The sequence below is a fragment of the Geodermatophilus maliterrae genome (genome assembly GCF_041018925.1).
GTDB classification, from domain to species: domain Bacteria; phylum Actinomycetota; class Actinomycetes; order Mycobacteriales; family Geodermatophilaceae; genus Geodermatophilus; species Geodermatophilus maliterrae.
Genome location: NZ_JBFNXQ010000035.1, coordinates 1 through 18,122 on the forward strand (window position 1 = coordinate 1; position 18,122 = coordinate 18,122).

Annotated in this window: 17 protein-coding genes; 10 read left to right on the plus strand and 7 right to left on the minus strand. The window is 72.5% G+C overall.

Translation table 11 applies throughout. The annotated features are described in order from the left end of the window. Positions 1-219: 219 nt before the first annotated feature. Positions 220-1,047: a VTT domain-containing protein gene (locus ABQ292_RS12510; RefSeq protein WP_369206764.1), complete on the minus strand. Its 828-nt coding sequence runs from the start codon at positions 1,045-1,047 to the stop codon at positions 220-222. Between the two features lie 144 nt (positions 1,048-1,191). Here ABQ292_RS12510 and ABQ292_RS12515 point away from each other — a divergent pair, with 144 nt between their 5' ends. Continuing rightward, entirely contained in the window at positions 1,192-2,361 is a 1,170-nt protein-coding gene (locus ABQ292_RS12515; protein WP_369206766.1) for a sensor histidine kinase, read from the plus strand. Beyond that, a complete protein-coding gene (locus ABQ292_RS12520; protein WP_369206771.1) occupies positions 2,358-2,975 on the plus strand; it encodes a response regulator in 618 nt (205 codons plus the stop codon). Before ABQ292_RS12515 ends, ABQ292_RS12520 begins: the two co-directional genes overlap by 4 nt. 106 nt (positions 2,976-3,081) lie before the next feature. Here ABQ292_RS12520 and ABQ292_RS12525 read toward each other — a convergent pair whose 3' ends face one another. The 3 genes from ABQ292_RS12525 to ABQ292_RS12535 form a co-directional block, all read right to left on the minus strand. Then, entirely contained in the window at positions 3,082-3,294 is a 213-nt protein-coding gene (locus ABQ292_RS12525; RefSeq protein ID WP_369206773.1) for a hypothetical protein, read from the minus strand. A 366-nt stretch (positions 3,295-3,660) separates the two neighbouring features. Next, positions 3,661-4,005: a gamma-glutamylcyclotransferase family protein gene (locus tag ABQ292_RS12530; RefSeq protein WP_369206775.1), complete on the minus strand. Its 345-nt coding sequence runs from the start codon at positions 4,003-4,005 to the stop codon at positions 3,661-3,663. A 175-nt stretch (positions 4,006-4,180) separates the two neighbouring features. Further along, positions 4,181-5,323 (minus strand): MFS transporter, encoded by a 1,143-nt coding sequence (locus ABQ292_RS12535; protein ID WP_369206777.1) that lies wholly within the window; start codon positions 5,321-5,323, stop codon positions 4,181-4,183. Between the two features lie 672 nt (positions 5,324-5,995). Here ABQ292_RS12535 and ABQ292_RS12540 point away from each other — a divergent pair. The 8 genes from ABQ292_RS12540 to ABQ292_RS12575 all read left to right on the plus strand — a co-directional run bounded on the left by ABQ292_RS12540 (position 5,996) and on the right by ABQ292_RS12575 (position 14,450). Next, positions 5,996-6,736 (plus strand): AmiS/UreI family transporter, encoded by a 741-nt coding sequence (locus tag ABQ292_RS12540; RefSeq protein WP_369206779.1) that lies wholly within the window; start codon positions 5,996-5,998, stop codon positions 6,734-6,736. A gap of 54 nt (positions 6,737-6,790) precedes the next feature. Beyond that, positions 6,791-8,044 (plus strand): formamidase, encoded by a 1,254-nt coding sequence (fmdA, locus tag ABQ292_RS12545; protein WP_369206781.1) that lies wholly within the window; start codon positions 6,791-6,793, stop codon positions 8,042-8,044. Between the two features lie 131 nt (positions 8,045-8,175). After that, the gene (gene fmdA / locus ABQ292_RS12550) at positions 8,176-9,438 is read left to right on the plus strand and encodes a formamidase (RefSeq protein WP_369206783.1); all 1,263 of its coding nucleotides are present in this window, start codon (positions 8,176-8,178) and stop codon (positions 9,436-9,438) included. A gap of 61 nt (positions 9,439-9,499) precedes the next feature. Continuing rightward, positions 9,500-9,772 (plus strand): FmdB family zinc ribbon protein, encoded by a 273-nt coding sequence (locus tag ABQ292_RS12555; RefSeq protein WP_369206786.1) that lies wholly within the window; start codon positions 9,500-9,502, stop codon positions 9,770-9,772. A gap of 203 nt (positions 9,773-9,975) precedes the next feature. After that, positions 9,976-11,010, plus strand: coding sequence for an alpha/beta fold hydrolase (locus ABQ292_RS12560; RefSeq protein ID WP_369206788.1), 1,035 nt, complete (start codon positions 9,976-9,978; stop codon positions 11,008-11,010). Between the two features lie 293 nt (positions 11,011-11,303). After that, the gene (locus ABQ292_RS12565; protein ID WP_369206790.1) at positions 11,304-12,581 is read left to right on the plus strand and encodes an ABC transporter substrate-binding protein; all 1,278 of its coding nucleotides are present in this window, start codon (positions 11,304-11,306) and stop codon (positions 12,579-12,581) included. Between the two features lie 40 nt (positions 12,582-12,621). After that, positions 12,622-13,608, plus strand: a complete 987-nt coding sequence (locus tag ABQ292_RS12570; protein WP_369206792.1) for a carbohydrate ABC transporter permease — start codon at positions 12,622-12,624, stop codon at positions 13,606-13,608. Beyond that, positions 13,605-14,450, plus strand: a complete 846-nt coding sequence (locus ABQ292_RS12575; protein ID WP_369206794.1) for a carbohydrate ABC transporter permease — start codon at positions 13,605-13,607, stop codon at positions 14,448-14,450. The genes ABQ292_RS12570 and ABQ292_RS12575 overlap by 4 nt, the downstream gene beginning before the upstream one ends. Positions 14,451-14,905: 455 nt before the next feature. Here ABQ292_RS12575 and ABQ292_RS12580 read toward each other — a convergent pair whose 3' ends face one another. From ABQ292_RS12580 to ABQ292_RS12590, 3 genes are all read right to left on the minus strand, one after another. After that, a complete protein-coding gene (locus ABQ292_RS12580; protein WP_369206796.1) occupies positions 14,906-16,561 on the minus strand; it encodes a S8 family peptidase in 1,656 nt (551 codons plus the stop codon). A gap of 278 nt (positions 16,562-16,839) precedes the next feature. Continuing rightward, on the minus strand, positions 16,840-17,064 hold the full coding sequence (locus ABQ292_RS12585; protein ID WP_369206798.1) for a hypothetical protein: 225 nt from the start codon (positions 17,062-17,064) through the stop codon (positions 16,840-16,842). Positions 17,065-17,246: 182 nt separating this feature from the next. Beyond that, a complete protein-coding gene (locus ABQ292_RS12590; RefSeq protein ID WP_369206800.1) occupies positions 17,247-17,882 on the minus strand; it encodes a DUF4383 domain-containing protein in 636 nt (211 codons plus the stop codon). Positions 17,883-18,122 lie beyond the last annotated feature (240 nt).

Here is an 18,122-nt window from a genome sequence, read left to right on the forward strand (position 1 = left end):
TGAGTGTCTGCCCATGCGGGCGCGAGAGGTGGGAACTCGCCCGATAACCCACCCACTTACGCTCATGCTCCACCTGCGGTTCTGCCGCTCTGAACAGCGCTTTCGGGTTTCGCTCCCCGAAGATTCCGGGCGAGCCGATGCGGGTCCAGCCCAGCCGCGCCAGGCGTCCCACCAGCGAGAACGCCCGACTCGGTCCTGGTCGGAGGGCTGGCACAGCGCTCACTCGCCCGGTGATTCCCCGCCGTGGCGATCCGGCTCGAGGACCTGCCGGCGTCGTTCCGGCGGCTCCTCGGTGGCTGCAGTGCCGATGCGGCGCTCCGCTCGACTCCTCCGCCGGATCCGCCGCCTGATCAGGGGGATCACTGCGGCGAGGGTGATCATCGCCAGGCTCACCACCGACGCGTACTCGTCGACCAGCAGCACGAGGTCCACCGCCCGCTGCCCGAGCCCGTAGCCGAGCCCCGCGACCAGGCCGGTCATCAGCAGGGCACCCGCGAGGTCGAGGAGGAGGAAGGTGAGCAGGCGCATCCTGGCCCAGCCGGCCATGGCGTAGACCACCGCGGTGGGAACGCCGGGCAGGACGGCGAGGACGACCGCGGCCCTGATGACCCAGGGGTCCAGCTCCGTGGCGCGGGCGGCGAAGCGCTGGGCGCGCTCGCTCGTGGTGAACATCCTGATGATGCCCCCGCCCCACTGCCGTCCGGTCCACCAGGTGAGCCAGTCGAGCTTCACCATGCCGACCGCCCCGGCGACGACGACCAGCCAGAGCGGGGTCTCGCCGATCCGGGCGAACGCTGCGGCGGCGCCGATCGCCGTCAGGTCGCCGGTGAGGAACTCCAGGGCCACCGGGTGCGAGGCGAGCAGGAACGGCTTGAGCGGCCGCAGCACGAGCCCCAGCGCCACCACTGCCAGGATCGCGCCCATCAGCGCCACGTCGACCCGGGTGGCGGGTCCCTGCCAGGGGACGAACCGACGCCGACGTGTGGTCGTCCGCGGCTGGTCGCGCATGGGATCGGGGGCGGGAGTCGTGGTCGGTGCGGTGCTCATGCTCCGACGTTGCGCGATCGACCGCTCGATCGGCACCTGCGATCGTCACGAGTCGGCCGTGCACCTTCCACGCCCGCGATGGCCGCGGAGGAGCCGACGATGGCACGTGCGCGGATGCCCTCGCCGCCAGGAGCAGTAGACCCGATGAGTCGGAACCGTCCCCGCCGCTCCCCGATCAGCCCACGGCTGGTCGTGCTCGGCACGCTGCTCGCCAGCTACGCGTGGGCACTCGTGGTCCCGTTGCGGCTCACCCGGCCGCCGTCGGCACTGCTGACGGCGGTGTACCTCGTCGGGCTGGCGCTCTTCGGTGGGGCGCTGGCCCTGGTGCTCCGCGCCTCGGTCAGCCCCGGGCAGTCTCCGCGCACCCGCATCCGGCTGGTCGGCCTCCTGGTGGCCGTGTCCCTCGGGTTGTGGCCGCCCTCGTTCGCGTGGGCCGAGGCCGGCTCCGAGCCGTGGGCGTGGGTGGCGGGGTTCGTCATCGGTGCGAGTGCTCTCGCCGTCCCGCAGGCAGGTGTCCTGGTGGCCGTCGGCCTCGGCGTGCTGGTGGTGATCGGCGCCGCCGTCTTCGACGGTGACGTGGCCGCGAACCTGGGGATCGCGCTCGGGTCCGGCGTGGTCGTGTGGCTGACGGGCCTGGTGCTCGTGTGGCTGCTCGGCCTGCTGTGGGCGGCCGAGGCGGGACGGGCCGCCGAGGCAGGCCTCGTGGTCGCCCAGGAGCGCCTGCGGCTGAGCCGCGAACTGCACGACGTCCTCGGTTCCCGACTCGGGATCATCGCGCTCAAGGCCGAGCTGGCGGCAGCCCTCGCAGCAACCGACCCCGCCCGGTCCGCGGCGGAGAGCGACGAGATCCGCGCGATCGCGGCAGCCACGCTCGCCGAGGCCCGGCGTGCGGTCCACGGCGAGACCGTCGCCGACCTGCCGACGCAGATCGCGTCCGCCGAGCTGGTCCTCGGCTCCGCCGGGATCCAGACCATCGTCGACATCGACGCCACGCAGGTGCCGGCGTCGGCATCCCGGCTGCTGGCCGCCGTGGTCCGCGAGGCGGTCACCAACATCCTCCGGCACAGCGACGCGCGCACGGTCTCGATCGCGTTCCGCAGGACCGCGCCGCGCCCCACACTGGTGATCGTGAACGACGGCGTGGGAGGCACGCGGTCCGGCACCGCGGCCGACGCGCCCTCCTCCGGGACCGGACTCGCGTCCCTCGCGGCACGTTGTGCGGCCGCCGGGGCCCGACTGGTGTCCGGCCCGGCCGGCGACGGCAGGTTCGAGGTGAGGGTGGAGCTGGCACCGAGCGACCCCGGACCGCCGTGACCGGGACCAGGATCCGGGTGCTCCTCGCCGAGGACGAGGAGCTGATCCGGGAGGCACTGGCTGGGCTGCTGGAGCGCGAGTCCGACATCGAGGTGGTGGCGACCGCGGCAGACGGCCGCCAGGCCATCGATCGTGCGCTCGCCTACCGCCCCGATGTCGCGGTCGTCGACCTGCAGATGCCGGTCGTGGACGGCATCGGCGTCGTCACCGAGCTGGGCCGGGCCCTCCCCGCGTGTGCGGGCGTGATCCTCACCGGCCACGGCCGGCCGCACGTGCTGCGCCGGGCCCTGACCTCCGGGGCACGGGGCTTTCTCGCCAAGGGTGCCCCCGGCACGGCACTGGCCGACGTCGTGCGCCGGGTCCACGAAGGTCACCGCTACGTGGACCCGATCCTCGCCGCCGATGCCCTCACCGCCCCGCCGTCCCCGTTGACCCCCCGTGAGCGCGAGGTGCTGGCCGTCGCGCTCGAGGACCGGCCGATCCGCGAGGTCGCCCGCACGGTGTTCCTGTCGCCGGGCACCGTTCGCAACCACCTTGCCGCGATCACCCACAAGCTGGGGGCGGGGTCCCGGGCGGAGGCCTACCACATCGCCCGCGACAACGGATGGATCTAGACGCAGCCGAGCACCGACCTGACGGAGCACGCCGACACCGGCTCGATCGGGCGCGCGAGCGGCTGTCGGCCGCCGCGCGCCCGATCGTCGGACACGAGCCGACAGCTCAGGCCGACAGCCGGTCCACCGCCCCCGTGCTGAGCCTCAGTCCGGCCGTGGTGAGCGCGGCCAGCAGCCGGTCGGCCCGCTCGCGGAGCAGCCCGGAGGCCGCCGCGTCGAGGATCTCGGACCCGTCGTCCAGGCACTGCGCGAGCAGCGCCAGGACCTCGGGCGGGGGTCCGGCAGCGGGCCGCTTGGGGGCGGGGATGCGGGTGACCATCCCGCAGGGGCAGGACCCCCCGGTCCTCGGGGCCAGGTGGTTGCCGCCGGAGCACGTACCAGGTCCGAACATCGTCGAACTCAACTCCTCAATGAGCCTGGCCCCTACGCCGTCCGTGATGGGCCGTGGCGCAAGAGTCCCGCCCGTCACTCCTGTCACAGGGCGCGCCACACCCGTGCGTGTCCATGTCGTGACTTTCCACACATCTCCCTCGGGTCCGGCGCTCACCGTCGCCACCGACCCGGCTCGTCGACCGGCTGTCGGGCGGGCACGGCTGGAGGCCCGCCCCACCGGAGGCCCGGGCCCGCAGCGGCCACCCTCAGGTGAGGGCATCCCGAGCGGAGGCCGACCAGCGGCTCCTCCGCATCAGGTCTCCTCGGGTGCGGTGAGCACGTGGACGTACGCCTCCGCGTCGCCGGCGGCCGTGTGGACCGTGGTCAGGACCCGCTCGTAGCCGGGCCCCTCGAATTCGTCCAGGCGGGGCCAGTGCGCGGGCAGGTCGGCCGACTCCAGGACCTGGACACCGATCGCCGAGCCGTCCGGATCGAGGACCAGCGCGGGGTAGCCGAGGGAGGCGCCCCACCCGGCCTCGACGAGCCGGCCGTACAGCTCACCCGGGGACCAGCGGCCCCCCAGCCCGGCGACGTGGTGGTGGTTGGGACGGCCGGGCGCGAGGCTGCCGTGGACCGCGAGCCGGTGACCTCCGTTCATCCCGGCGATCCTCGCGCCCGTGCACGTCACCGCGCCAGCGGGATGATCCGCGCCACCGAGTCCGCGATCTCGCCCTGGCAGCTCGCACCTCCTCGGGTGGGAACAGGACGAATCCGGCTTCTCCCCGGTCGAGGGGTCGGGTGCGCCGCTGCGCCACGGGGCCCGGCGCACGGCGTCAGACCCTCGCGCGGGGAAGCGGAGGGGTCAGCAGGAGCAGTGCGAGCGCGGCGGGGATCAGTGGCACGGCGACCAGAAGCACCAGGTCGGCACGCTGACCGCCGCCGGTGAGTGCTCCCCCGATGACCGGTGCCGCGAGGCCCGCACAGCCCCAGGCGGTGAAGACCCGGCTGTAGGCCCGGGGGAAGGCGCGGGCTCCGACCCGGTCCGCCGTGGCGGCGGGTACCAGGGCGGACACCGCCCCGTAGGCCAGGCCGGTGCCGGCGAAGGAGGAGAGCACGACCCAGGGCTCGATCGGGCCGGCCAGCCCCCCGACCGACGCCGCAGCGACCGCCAGCGCCGCGGTCAGGGCGGGGCGGCGGCCGACCCGGTCGGACCACCAGCCGCCGACCAGTCGTCCAGCGAGGTTGCCTCCCGCCAACAGCGAGACGGCAACACCGGCCGTAGCAGGGCCCAGTCCACGCCCGGCAGCGAGCGGAGCGGCGGAGGCGAAGACGAACAGACCCGGCGCCGCCCCACCGGCGAAGACCACCCACAGCGGGACCACCGTGCGGCGGTCCGCCGGCTCCTCCGCACCCGGGGGCCCCCACCGTGCCGTCCCCTCCGCCGGGGCCAGGGCCGCCGCGCCGGCGAGCAGGCCCATCACGGCCACCGCCAGGCCGGCCGCGCAGGCCCGCCACCCGAAGACCGGCACAGCGTGCGGGGCCAGGAGTCCCAGGATCACCGGGCCGGCGGCATAGGCGGCGACGACGAGGCCGGTCGCAGCCCCCCGGCGCGGGGCGGAGACCCGGGCGACGAGCGCGACCGAGACGCCGTAGCCGACTCCGCTGGCTGCGCCGAACGCGAGCCCGATGCCGACCCACAGGGCCAGCGGAACCTGTCCCGTCGCGGCCACCCCGAGTCCGGCGCCCGCGGCGACGGCGGCTCCCCCCAGCAGCCGTCGGGGCCCCAGGACGTGCAACCCGCGCCGCGTGCCCAGCAGCGCCAGAGTGAAGACGGCGATCGCGACGGCGAAGACGGCAGCGGCCGTGAGAGCCGGCGCGCCGACGTCCCGGCTCGCTTGTCGGGCCACGAGGCTCCAGCCGAACAACGTGCCGCCCGCGAGGTTGGCCACCACGCCGGACAGCACCAGCCGCGCCACTCCTGGCCTCCCGTCTCGCGCACGGGCGGACACGGCTCACCGTCGCGAGGTCAGGATCCCGCGTCAACCGCACTGGTGACGCGCTGGTTCCCCGACTCACCGTGGAAGACGCGAAACAGGACGGAACCGTGGTCGTCATGCGCACGACATCCGGGATCCCTGTCGGCCGACGGTCACGACGCGCCGCGAACGGCACGGGTCGGGCACGGGCACGGGGTCGGCGCGGCGCGAGCGCTCTTGACCTACCCCGGTGCACCGGCGAAGGGTCCGCCTGCACCGAGGGGGTCACCCGCCTCGAGGCAGCCGGAGGTGCGACATCGTCGTCTACGTCTACCGCTGCCCCGAGCACGGCCGGATCGAGACCAGCTGCGCGATGGGTGCAGCGTCCGCGGTCGTCGTGTGCCCTGCCTGCGGGACGGTGTCAGCGCGGGTCTTCACCGCGCCCCGGCTGTCGCTGGGATCACCGACGCGACGTGCGCTGATCGAGCGCGCCGAGCGCAGTAGCGAGCAACCCGACGTCGTCTCCGCCCCGCCGCCGGTGCCGGACACCCGGCGGCGCGCCGACGTCGCACGCGATCCGGCCCTGAGCCGGCTGCCGCGTCCATGACCGGACGTGGGCGCACGCCCCTCGACACGACGACCTGATCAGCTGCACATCGGGAGACGATCGACATGGCCAGCGTTGGTCTGCTGTACGTCGGAGCGGTCCTGATCGTGAACGGGTTGATGCTGCTCGGCCGGGTCGACGCCCGGGCGGCGGCACCGCTGAACCTCTTCGTCGGCGCGCTGCAGGTGGTGACCCCCACCTACCTGATCTTCACGTCCGGCGGGGACGCGGACACGATCCTCGGTGCCTCGGGGATCTACCTGTTCGGGTTCACCTACCTGTACGTGGGCCTCAACCTGCTCGGTGGCCTGGACGGCACCGGACTGGGCTGGTTCTCCGCGTTCGTGGCGGGGTGCGCGCTCGTCTACGCCGGACTGAACTTCGGCCGGCTCGACGATCCGGCCTTCGGCGTGATCTGGCTGTACTGGGCGGTGCTGTGGGCGCTGTTCTTCCTGGTGCTCGGGCTGAAGCGCGAGGAACTGACCCGCTTCACCGGGGCCGTCGCGATCGTCGCGGGCGTGCTCACCTGCGCCGTTCCGGCCTTCATGCTGCTGACCGGGGTGTGGCAGGACAACCGGAGGACGGCGGCGATCGTGCTCGCCGTCCTCCTCCTGCTGTCCTTGGGCGTCTACCCGCGGCTGCGCGGACCCGGCGCGCCGGCACGACGGGAACCAGCGCCCGAACTGCGCGAGGGCGGGCCGGCCGGAGAGGGCGCCGGCGCCCCGACGACCCAGTTCCGGGACAACGTCACGGAGCCGCAGCCCACGCGGGAGTCCACCGACGAGCAGTCCCACCGGCGGAGGTGACGCGCCGAGCGACCTGCCGCCCCACCGCCCCGCACCAGGACCAGGAGGCCAGCCGTGCCCGACGTCGTCTTCCCCCTCGACTCCAGCAAGAGGTTCACCGACCAGGAACGCCTCGGTCACAACCGATGGCATCCCGACATCCCGGCCCAGGTGAGCGTCCGTCCCGACGACACCTTCCGGGTGCACTGCCGGGAGTGGTTCGACGGGGCGATCCACAACGACGACTCGGCCGACGACGTCCGCGATGCGCCGCTGTCCACGGTGCACGTGCTCAGCGGCCCCATCGCGGTGGAAGGTGCCGAGCCCGGTGACCTGCTGATCGTCGACATCCTCGACGTCGGACCGATCCCGCAGGAGGACAGCGGTCCGCTGGCCGGCCAGGGTTGGGGCTACACGGGCATCTTCGCCACCCAGAACGGCGGGGGCTTCCTGACCGAGCAGTTCCCCGACGCCTACAAGGTGATCTGGGACTTCGCCGGGCAGACCGCGACGTCCCGGCACGTGCCCGGGGTCTCCTTCACGGGGATCGTGCACCCCGGGCTGATGGGCACCGCGCCATCGGCGGCACTGCTGGCCCGGTGGAACCGGCGGGAGGGCGCGCTGATCGCCACCGACCCCGACCGCGTGCCGCCGCTGGCGCTGCCCCCGCTGCCCCAGGACGCCGTCCTCGGAGGCCTCGAGGGCGCGGAGTTCGACCGCGTCGCCGGGGAGGCGGCCCGGACGGCTCCCCCGCGGGAGAACGGCGGGAACCAGGACATCAAGAACCTGACCAAGGGCAGCCGGGTCTTCTACCCGGTGTTCGTGCCCGGCGCCAAGCTGTCGATGGGCGACCTGCACTTCTCCCAGGGCGACGGGGAGATCACCTTCTGCGGGGCCATCGAGATGGGCGGGTTCATCGACCTGCACGTCGACCTGATCAAGGGTGGCATGGAGACCTACGGGGTGAAGGAGAACGCGATCTTCATGCCCGGCAACGTGGACCCCCGGTACGAGCGGTGGCTGGCCTTCTCCGGGACCTCGGTGACCCTGGACGACGAGCAGCACTACCTGGACTCCCACCTGTCCTACCAGCGGGCCTGCCTGCACGCGATCGACTACCTGACGACGTTCGGCTACACCCCGGAGCAGGCGTACATGATCCTCGGGGCCGCGCCGATCGAGGGCCGGTTGTCCGGCGTGGTCGACATCCCCAACTCCTGCTCCACGGTGTACATCCCGACCGCGATCTTCGACTTCCCGGTCACCCCGTCGTCATCCGGCCCGACCCGCATCGACCCAGGCATGGGCGTGCCCAGGTCGAGCTCCTGAGCGCGACGACGCACGGACGCCGGGGAGCGACCGGCGTCCGTGCGTCCGGCTCACGACCGGGAGGAGGCCACGCCCCCCGTCCTGCGCTGCACTGATCCGTCCGTCCCGCCGTGCTTCCCGGAGGAGTTCCCGTGCCCGACGTCATCTTCGAGATCAACCGCGACCTGAGCGTGTCGATGCGCGACCAGACGGTTCCCGGCCACAACCGCTGGCACCCCGACATCCCGCCGGCCAACACGGTCGCCCCCGGTGCGACGTACCGGATCGAGTGCAAGGACTGGACCGACGACCAGGTCCGCAACAGCGACGACGCCGACGACATCCGGGACATGAACATCGACCCGTGCCACATGCTGAGCGGCCCGTTCGCCATCGAGGGCGCCGAGCCCGGCGACATGCTGGTCGTCGACATCGTCGACATCGGCCCCTTCGACGTGCAGCCGTGGGGCTACACCGGGATCTTCGCCAAGGAGAACGGCGGCGGCTTCCTCACCGACTACTCACCGCAGGCGTCCAAGGCGATCTGGGACCTCGACGGGATCTGGACGACCAGCAGGCACGTCCCCGGCGTGCGGTTCATCGGGAACTCCCACCCGGGGCTGTTCGGCTGCGCGCCGTCCCACGACCTGCTCGCCGAGTGGAACCGCCGGGAACAGGCGCTGATCGACCAGAACCCCGACCGGGTCACCGGCGACATCCCCGCGCTCGGCGGCGACACACCGGGGACCCCGCAGGTACCCGCCCTCGCTCTCCCCCCACTGCCCCACGACGCGCTGCTGGGCACGCTGAGCGGGGCGGACCTCGAGCGGGCCGCCGCCGAGGCCTGCCGCACGATCCCGCCGCGGGAGCACGGCGGCAACGTCGACATCAAGGACCTGGGCGTCGGCAGCCGCGTGTACATGCCCGTCTTCGTCCCCGGCGGTCTGTTCTCCATCGGCGATCTGCACTTCGCCCAGGGCGACGGCGAGATCACCTTCTGCGGGGCCATCGAGATGCCCGGCTTCATCGACCTGCACTTCGACCTGATCAAGGGGGGGATGGAGCGCTACAAGCAGTCCATGCCGTTCTTCAAGCCCGGCCGGGTCGGCCCGAACTACTCGGAGTTCCTGACCTTCGAGGGGATCAGCGTCGAGGACGGCCGCAACTACTACATGAACGCGACCGTCGCCTACCGGCAGGCCTGCCTCAATGCCATCAACTACCTGATGCCGGCGATGGACTGGACCTTCGAGCAGGCCTACCTGTTCCTGGGGGCGGCACCGATCGACGGCCGGATCGGCGGCGTGGTCGACATCCCCAACAGCGCGGTCTCGATCAGCATCCCGCTGTCGATCTTCGACCGGAACATCCTCCCGGCCGGAGCCGGCGGAGGCCGGGAACTGCTCGCCGACTGACCGATCAGCGCTCCGGGGCGGGAACGCCCGCCCCGGAGCACGCGCCGGAGAGGACCACCGCGTGCCGCTCTACGAGTTCCGCTGTCCCGACTGCGGGCCCTTCGACCTCCGCTGTGACATGCAGGACGCCGCGGCGACGGCGCCGTGCCCGTCCTGCACCCGGCCGACCCGGCGCCGCTACAGCGTGGGCGCGGTGGGACCGCCCGGAGGGGTGCTGCGGGACGCGGGCCGAAGCGACCGCGCACGCGTGGACCGCGCGCGCAGCGGCGAGCCGGTGGTCACCGGACCCCCGTCCGGGCGCCGGCTGCCCCGTCCTGGCGGCCACCGGCACTGAAGGGGAGGCCGTGCCCACCGGGGCGGTCCGTCTCTGCACACCCGGCGTCCCCGCGAACGGAGGGCCGTGCCTCGCATCTCCCGCCTGTCCGCCCGACCGCCGGGCCGCATCGCCGTCGGGGACCGAGAGGAGCTCCCCGGGGACGACGTCCCGGAGGACGCGCAGCACCCGACCCGCCCATCACCGAGCCCGCGGGAGTCCTCATGCCCATGCCCACCGACCACGAGCTGTTCGATCTCGGCGACGTCGTCCTGCAACGAGGCGCGACCCTGCGGGGAGCGACGCTCGCCTACAAGACCTACGGCACGCTGAACGCCGACAAGTCCAACGTGATCGTCCATCCGACGTGGTACAGCGCCTGGCACGACGCCAACGAGTGGACGATCGGGAGGGGCAGGGCCTGCGACCCGGACGAGTACTTCATCGTCGTCCCGAACCAGCTCAACAACGGCCTGTCGTCCTCACCCAGCAACACCCCACCGCCCTACGACGGCCCGAACTTCCCGCCGGTCACCTTCTACGACCAGGTCGAGGTCCAACACCAGCTGCTCACGCAGAAGTGGGGCATCGAGTCCGTCGAGCTGGTCCTGGGATCCTCCATGGGCGCGGCGCAGACGTACCAGTGGGCCGTCAGCCACCCGGACATGGTGAAGCGGGCGGCGCCCATCGTCGGCGCGTCCGTCACCAGCGAGCACAACCAGGTCTTCCTGAAGAGCCTCCGCGCCGCCCTCACCGCCGATCCCGTCTTCAACGGTGGGCGCTACTCCCCCGGCGCCCTGCCCACCGTCGGGCTGCGCGCCTTCGCCCGGATCTACGCCGGCTGGGGCCTGTCCCAGGCCTTCTACTGGCAGCGCGAGTACCGCAGGATCGGTTTCTCCTCCCTCGAGGACTTCCTCGTCGGGTTCTGGGAGGGCTTCTGGCTCGACGAGCGGGACCCGAACAACCTGCTGGGCATGCTCTGGACCTGGGAGCACGGCGACGTCGGACAGACCCCGGGTCTCGACGGCGACACCGAGGCCGCGCTCCGGTCCATACGCTGCCCGCTGCTCGCCATGCCCGCGAAGACCGACCTGTACTTCCCGCCCGAGGACGAGGAGTGGGCATCCCAGTTCATCCCGAACGGGGAGGTCCGTGTCATCCCGAGCATCTACGGGCACTTCGCCGGCCTCGGCAACAACCCCGCCGACAACGACTTCATCGACCGGGCGCTCAAGGAGCTGCTGCACCGACCTGCCTGAGATCAGCGGGTGCTGGCCAACGCCTGACCGTGGAGCACGAACCGTCAATACGACGTCATCGAGGACGTCGTCGAGGACGGACTCCGCCAGGTCGTCGAGCTCCCGCCGTCGGCGTCGTCCCCGACGCCCTTCGCTCCGTCCTCCGCCCGTCGAGCCGGAGCGACCGGCACCTCCCCCGGGTCACGGGGGCATGACGGACGTGGTCGTTTCCTTGACGTCGCGTCCTGCCCGGACGGACGATGCGCGCTCCGCGCAACACGCGCGTCACACGACGTCGTCGAAAGGGCCCAACCGTGCGCTTCCCCTCGAAGGTCCTGCTGGGTTCGGCGGTGTGCCTGCTGGCGACGGCGTGCACGGGGCAGACCGCGTCATCCGGCGACGGCGGAGGAGAGGGCGGTGGTGCCGGCACGTTGCGGTACCTGATCGAGCAGCTCGAGGACGCCGACGAGCTCACCCGGCTCGAGGACCACCTCGCCGACTTCGAGGAGTCCTCGGGCATCGACGTCGAGGTGCAGCAGCTCGACATCGACACCATGCGCACGGTGCTGCAGACCCAGCTGCGCTCCGACGACGGTCCGGACGTCATCAACTGGGGCTCCGGCCCGGGCAGCGGCGGGGCCCTGGCAGAGGCCGGGCTGCTCTACGACCTCACCGACGCCTACGAGGAGAACGGCTGGGAGGTCTACGACTTCGCCAAGGAGCGGGTCACCTACGGCGGCCGGGTGTACGGCATCCCGGGCGAGATGGAGACCGTCGGGCTCTACTACAACGCCCAGGTCCTCGCCGACCTGGGCATCGAACCGCCGCGCACGCTCGACGACCTCCGTGCCGCGTGCCAGGCCATCAGCGAGGCGGGCCTGATCCCCATGGCCCTCGGTGACCAGGAGGGCTGGCCGGGCAGCCACCTGCTGAGCATGGCGCTGTCCAGCGCTCTGGGCCCCGACGGCATGGAGGCGCTGCTCTCCGGCCAGCGGTCCTGGGACTCGCCCGAGGTCGTCGACGCGCTGACCTTCTGGCAGGAGGCCAACGCCAACGGCTGGCTGGGGGAATCGCCGGTGTCGGTCGACTACGACACGATGACCGCCCAGTACATCTCCGGCGAGGCGGCGATGATCCCCACCGGCAGCTGGTTCGTGAACGACCTGGCCATCGGTGCGGACTTCGAGTCCGGCTACGTGCCCTTCCCGGCCCCGGACGGCGAGGGCGTCTTCGCCAGCGGTCTGGGCTCGGGTCCGTTCGTCGCCGCCAACACCGACAACCCCGAGGGCGCGATCGCGCTGCTGGACTTCCTCGCCTCCGAGGAGCACGGCCAGTGGACGGTGGAGAACCTGCAGGCCATCCCGCCCCGGCCCGTGGACACCGCGGGGCTCGAGGTCGACCCGCTGCTGGCCCAGGTGCTCGAGGAGGTCTCGGCGCTGTCCGAGGGCGGCGGTCAGCTGGGCTACAACATCGACGTCCTCATGCCCGAGTCCTTCAACGAGGCGATGTTCGACGGCGTCCAGGCGGTGCTCACCGGCCAGTCGACACCGGCCGAGGTGGCGGCCTCGCTGCAGGCGGCGTCCGAGCAGTGAGCCGCGGCGTCCTGGGCGCCGTCCGCGGCCGGGTGCCGGCGTGACCGCGGCGCCTGCTCCGACCACGACGCCGCTGCCCTCGCCGGGGAAGCCGCGCCGGCGGGGGCGCCGTCCGGCGCGGTCCGGCGTCTCCGCGATCACCCGCCGGCAGCAGGCGCGCCTCGGCGTCCTGCTGGTGGCGCCGGCGGTCGCGCTGATGGTGGTCTTCCTCGTCTTCCCGGTGCTGAACTCCGTCTACTACGTCTTCGTCGACTTCGACGGCCTGGACACCTCGCCACCCTGGGTGGGGCTGGCCAACCTCGCCGAGCTGGCGCAGGACCGGCAGGTGTGGGCGGCCGCGAGGAACAACGTCATCTGGATCGTCGTGGGCACCATCGGGCCGCTCGTCCTGGGCCTCGGCCTCGCACTGCTGCTGTGGGGAGTGCGGCGCGGCTCGACCTTCTACCGTGTCGTCTTCTTCCTGCCCTACGTGCTGCCCCAGGTGGCGGTCGGCGTGGTCTGGGGCTGGATCTACGCGCCGACCCGCGGCTGGCTGAACCGGGGGCTCGAGGCGGTCGGACTCGGCGGGCTGACCCGGGGCTGGCTCGGCGACCCGAGCACGGCGCTCTACGCGGTGCTCGGCACCGCGATCTGGACCGCCACCGGCTTCGTCTTCGTGATCATCCTGTCCGCGCTGCGCAACGTCGACATGCAGCAGGTCGAAGCGGCGATGCTCGACGGCGCGGGCTACCTGCAGCGGCTGCGGTACGTGGTCCTGCCGCAGATCCTGCCGGTGTTCCTCATGGTCACCGCGCTCACGCTGATCGGCGGTTTCGCCGTCTTCGACATCATCTTCGTGATGACCGGAGGCGGTCCGGCGAACGCCACCGAGGTCCTCGGCACCTACGCCTACAGCAACGCCTTCCAGCTCAGCCGGATCAGCTACGGCACGACCCTCGCCCTGGTGGTGACGGCTCTCGCCGTGCCGGTGGCGGTCTGGCTCGACCGGCTGCAGCGGCGGGCCTCGCTCGAGGAGCGAGGGGCGTGAACCGGCCGAGGCGGGCACACCGGCCGGGCCGGCCCGGCGCCGGGCGCTTCCTGGCGCTCGGGCTGCTCGCCCTGCTCACGCTGTTCCCGGTGATCCTCGTCGTGTCCACGACGCTGAAGAGCACCCAGGACGTGCGGGCGAACCCGTTCGGCCTGTTCAGCTCCTTCTCGCTGCAGAACCTCGAGACCGCGTGGACGGTCGGCAACTTCGACGCCTACCTGCTCAACAGCGTCCTGCTCAGCGTCCCCAGCACGGTGATCGTCGTCGTCCTGTCGACGATGGCGGGCTACGCGTTCGCACGGCTGCCGTTCCCCGGCCGCACCGCGGCGTTCTACGTGGTGGTCTTCGGGCTGTTGGTGCCGTTCTTCGCCTACATGGTCCCGCTGTACTTCCAGTTGCGGTCGATGGGCCTGCTGGACAGCCTGCTCGGGGTCAACCTGGTGCTGGCCACCACGCAGCTGTCGTTCGGCGTCTGGTTCATGCGCGCCTTCTTCTCCGACCTGCCGGCCGAGCTGGAACAGGCGGGCCGGATGGACGGCGCCAGCGAGTGGCAGCTGTTCCTGCGCATCATGGTGCCGCTGGTGACCTCCGGGATGGGCGCGCTGGCGGTGTTCACCTTCCTGCAGCAGTGGAACAACTTCCTGGTGCCGCTGCTCTACATGCCCGGCGGGGGCTACCGCCCGCTGACCCTGGGCCTGTACCTGTTCATCGGCGGACGGTCGGTCGACATCGGCCCGCTCGCGGCCGGCACCCTGATCACGATCCTCCCGGTGGTCGTGCTGTACATCGTCCTGCAGCGCCAGGTCACCCAGGGGTTCCTGTCCGGAGCCGTCAAGGGCTGAGTCGCCCGTGCTGTCCGGTGGGGTGGGCCCGGTCGGGTCCGCTCCCTCGCCGCGAGCGCCCGTCCTGGGCTGGGCGAGGCGGGGCGCGGCCGCCCTCCAGGACCTCGGCCTCCCCGAGCACGCAGGACCACACCGGTGCGTGCAGGCCCAGCTCGCCGTCGAGGTCGTCGATGCCCAGCTCGTGCGCGCTCAGCGGCGGGATCCCATGGCCTCGGCCACCGTCATGCCGTCGGGCGGGCCGAGGCGCACCCCGCGCTCGAGGTCCCGCTGCGCCAGGGAGTGCAGCGGGTCCTCCGCCACACCGGGGCAGGTCAGCCGGCGGCCCGGCCGGCGACGAGTCGATCCGCGAGCTGGGCTGGAGCACGTCGGATCCGTTCACCGGGGAAGGAGGAGTCCCCCTCGACCGCGCGCTGCGGCGGCACCCGGCCGGCGCAGCGGGATCTCCCCGCGTGCGGTCACCGACCCAGCACGGCCGCCTCCGCGTCGACGATGCCCTCGCCGTAGAGACCGTTGACGTCGGTCGTGCCCTCGCACACGGCGTTCCACTCCGGTGGCCGCTCCTCGTCGGTGTAGACCTCGACACCGCCCGCAGGACAGGCGTGGTCCTCCGCCGACCGGGCCAGCACGCCGGCGACCCGCTCCGGTTCGAGGGCGCGTCCCGTGTGACCGGTGGAGCGGCCCAGCTCCTCGACGATCAGCGCCGCCACACCGGCGACGTGCGGCGACGCGACCGAGGTGCCCTGGAGGTAGGTGTAGAAGCCGCAGACGCCCGCCTCGTCGCAGTACTCCACGGAGAACTCGTCGACCGGGTCCCCGTTCTCGTCGGCCAGACCCTCGGCGATGGCCACGTCCAGGGGGTACGACGACAGGACCAGGTTGCTCGGCGCCTGGAACGCCGGCGTCCCGACGAAGTCGCGGAGCCAGCCACCGGGGGCCGCGATCTCGACGTCCCCGAGCCCGTAGTTGGAGTAGTCCGCCTTGGTGGTCGACGGGCCCACCGCCGACACCGAGATCACCTGCGGTGCCTCGCTGGGCAGGCTGAGACAGGTGTTCACGACCGTCCGCGGCCGGGCCGTGTCCAGCGGGTAGTCCGGGCTCGTCTCGTCGACGCGCGTCGGGGCCGCCAGGTCCTGGTGCTCGTTGCCCGCCGACCCGACGAGCGTGACCCCCCGCGAGTGGGCGTAGGCGACCGCGTCCAGCACCAGTCGGCGGACGAGCTGCTGCTGGGCGAGCTCCTCGTCGGTCACGGTGCCCTCGAGGTACTCCTCCCGCGAGGAGCAGTTGTACAGCCACGGGTCGGTGTAGAAGCTCATGTTGACGACGTCGAGCCCGGTGTCGCCCGCGTAGACGAGCGCCGCGACCGTCTCGTACAGGAAGAAGAAGCCCGAGTCCTGGCCGGCACGCAGGTTGACGAGGGTCGCCTCCGGTGCCACGCCAGCGATCCCGAAGTCGTTGCCGGCCGCGGCCACGATGCCGGCCACGTGCGTGCCGTGCCCGTTGTCGTCCACGTCCGCCGGATCGACGCAGCTCGCCACCTCGCACGGGCCGTCGACCGCAGGGATGTCGGTCGTGAAGTTCCGCGACCGGTCAGCGTCGACGTTCGGGGCGAGGTCCGGGTGACTCGCGTCGATCCCGGTGTCGATGATCCCGACGTCGACGCCCTTGCCCGTCGCCGTGCGGTGGGCGCCCTCGGGAGTCGCACCGATCATCTCCGTGTTCCACTGGAGCTCGGCCAGTGGCTCGGCGTCGGCGCGCTCCGGGCGGTTCGCGTGACCGGACCCGCCGGCGGCTGGTTCCGCCACCGCCGGCCGTTCCTCGGCGAAGCGGTGCGGCATGCCGGGACGGGCGGTGCCGACCGCGTGGTTCCGTGCCGCCCCGCTGATCTCACCTCGCGCCCGCACCTTCTCGAGGAACGCAGCGTCGGGGGAGGAGACCAGGGCCATGCCGACCTGCGCGGTCACCCCCTCGACGGTCCCGCCGGCGGCCTGGATCGCGGCGGTCGCCGCCTCGGGTGTGCCGGTGAAGGAGACGACGTACTCCCCGTCGGCCGTGCTCGTCGTCTGGGACGCGGCCTCGTCGACGGGGGCCCCGGTCGCGGTCGGCGCGGTCACGACCACGGCTGTGGCCGCGAGGGCGAGGACTCCGAGGGTCGTGAGCAGGCGGCGCTCTCCGGACCGCTGCGACTCCATGACGCATCCCTCCCGGGCCTGCCCTGGGGTGGTACCGGCGGCCCGGCACAGCCGCGACCGCTCCGGGAGTAAAGCGAGTCGGCACCTCGATGTCGAGAGGGACCGACCCCACCGGCTCGATCCTCCGCGCAGGGACCGCGCTGGGGGGCACGTCCGGCTGTCAACCCGTCACCGCTGCACTGGCGCGGCGGGGCTCTCGGTCAGCCCTGCGGACCGGTGGCGTCCGGCATGCCGGGTGCCTTGCCGTCGGGGTCGTCGCCGCCGGCCGGTACCTGGGTGACGTCGTCGGACATGCCGCCCTGCGCGGCCCGCGGTGACTGCTCGGGCGCCGCCCCGACCACGTCCTCCTGCGCGCGCTCGCCGGGGAGCCCGTCGTCCTCGCCACGTTCGTTGGTCCCGCCGTAGGGACGGCCGGTCTCGGTCATCGTGACACTCCTTCGTCGGACTCGTGCCGCCAGAACAGATGACCGCTCCCGCCGCGGGTAACCGCCCGGCCGACATGGTGTGGCCACGACGCCGTCGTCGTCCTGCCGCCTGCGGCGCCCTCGAGCTCCACTTCCCGAGGAGCTGACCGACGACGGTCGCCCCGGTCCGCCGCGGCCCGGTCTCAGCCGCGCGAACGCCAGGCGTCCTCGTCGAAGGACATCCACACCCGGCGGCGGTCGGCCCGGCTGGTCACCTGGGCCATCGCAGCCACCCGGCGGCGCTGGTCGAAGGAGGCCACGTGCTGGACGACGGCGACCTCGGCGTCGCGCATCGCCCGCTCGACGGCGAACTCCGCCGGCGTCGACGGGTACCCGTCGTCCTCGTCGCTCTCTCCCCCCACCGCGTGCGGGTGGGCGTACGGGCTGTCCGACGGCAGGTGCCCGCCGATCCGGCCGTAGGCGCCCAGCATCAGCAGCAGCAACCCGACGACGACGGAGAACACGACGTTCCTGAACTCGAAGGCCAGGAGGTTGAAGCTGGTCCGCAGGACGGCCAGGTTGACCAGCGCGGAGAGCAGGAACAGCGAGCCGACGACGATCATCACGGTCGAGGCGATGCGGGGACCGCGTGCGGCGGCCGCGAGGAGCACCAGCGCGACGACCACCGAGATGAGGGAGAGCAGGCCGTTGGAGGACATGCCGAGGATGCGCTCGCCGTCGGTGGAGAAGAAGTCGAGGCCGCCGGCGAAGCCGAGCAGGCCGAAGACGAGCAGGAACAGTGCCACGAGGACGGCGCCGATGCGCTGCACGGCGAACACGCGGGCACCGAGGCCACGCCGTTCCCGCGGAGGAGCCGAGCGCGTCGTCGGGCGGTGCGGGAGGTGGAGTCGCAGTGCCATGGTCAGCTCCGGAGAAAGCAGGTGGAGCTCATTCTGCGCGCCTTCGCGGCACTCGGATGCGGTCTCCGCGGTCCTTTCTCGGCTGCTCCGCGGCCGCCGGACGGGGCTGCCGGCCCCGCGCCGAGGCGGGGCCGCGATGGCAGGCGCGCGCGGGCGCAC

Coding starts and splice junctions, on each gene's coding strand:
- ABQ292_RS12510 (WP_369206764.1), bottom strand. CDS start 1,047: ATGAGCACCGCACCGACCACGACTCCCGCCCCCGATCCCATGCGCGAC.
- ABQ292_RS12515 (WP_369206766.1), top strand. CDS start 1,192: ATGAGTCGGAACCGTCCCCGCCGCTCCCCGATCAGCCCACGGCTGGTC.
- ABQ292_RS12525 (WP_369206773.1), bottom strand. CDS start 3,294: ATGGTCACCCGCATCCCCGCCCCCAAGCGGCCCGCTGCCGGACCCCCG.
- ABQ292_RS12530 (WP_369206775.1), bottom strand. CDS start 4,005: ATGAACGGAGGTCACCGGCTCGCGGTCCACGGCAGCCTCGCGCCCGGC.
- ABQ292_RS12540 (WP_369206779.1), top strand. CDS start 5,996: ATGGCCAGCGTTGGTCTGCTGTACGTCGGAGCGGTCCTGATCGTGAAC.
- ABQ292_RS12560 (WP_369206788.1), top strand. CDS start 9,976: ATGCCCATGCCCACCGACCACGAGCTGTTCGATCTCGGCGACGTCGTC.
- ABQ292_RS12585 (WP_369206798.1), bottom strand. CDS start 17,064: ATGACCGAGACCGGCCGTCCCTACGGCGGGACCAACGAACGTGGCGAG.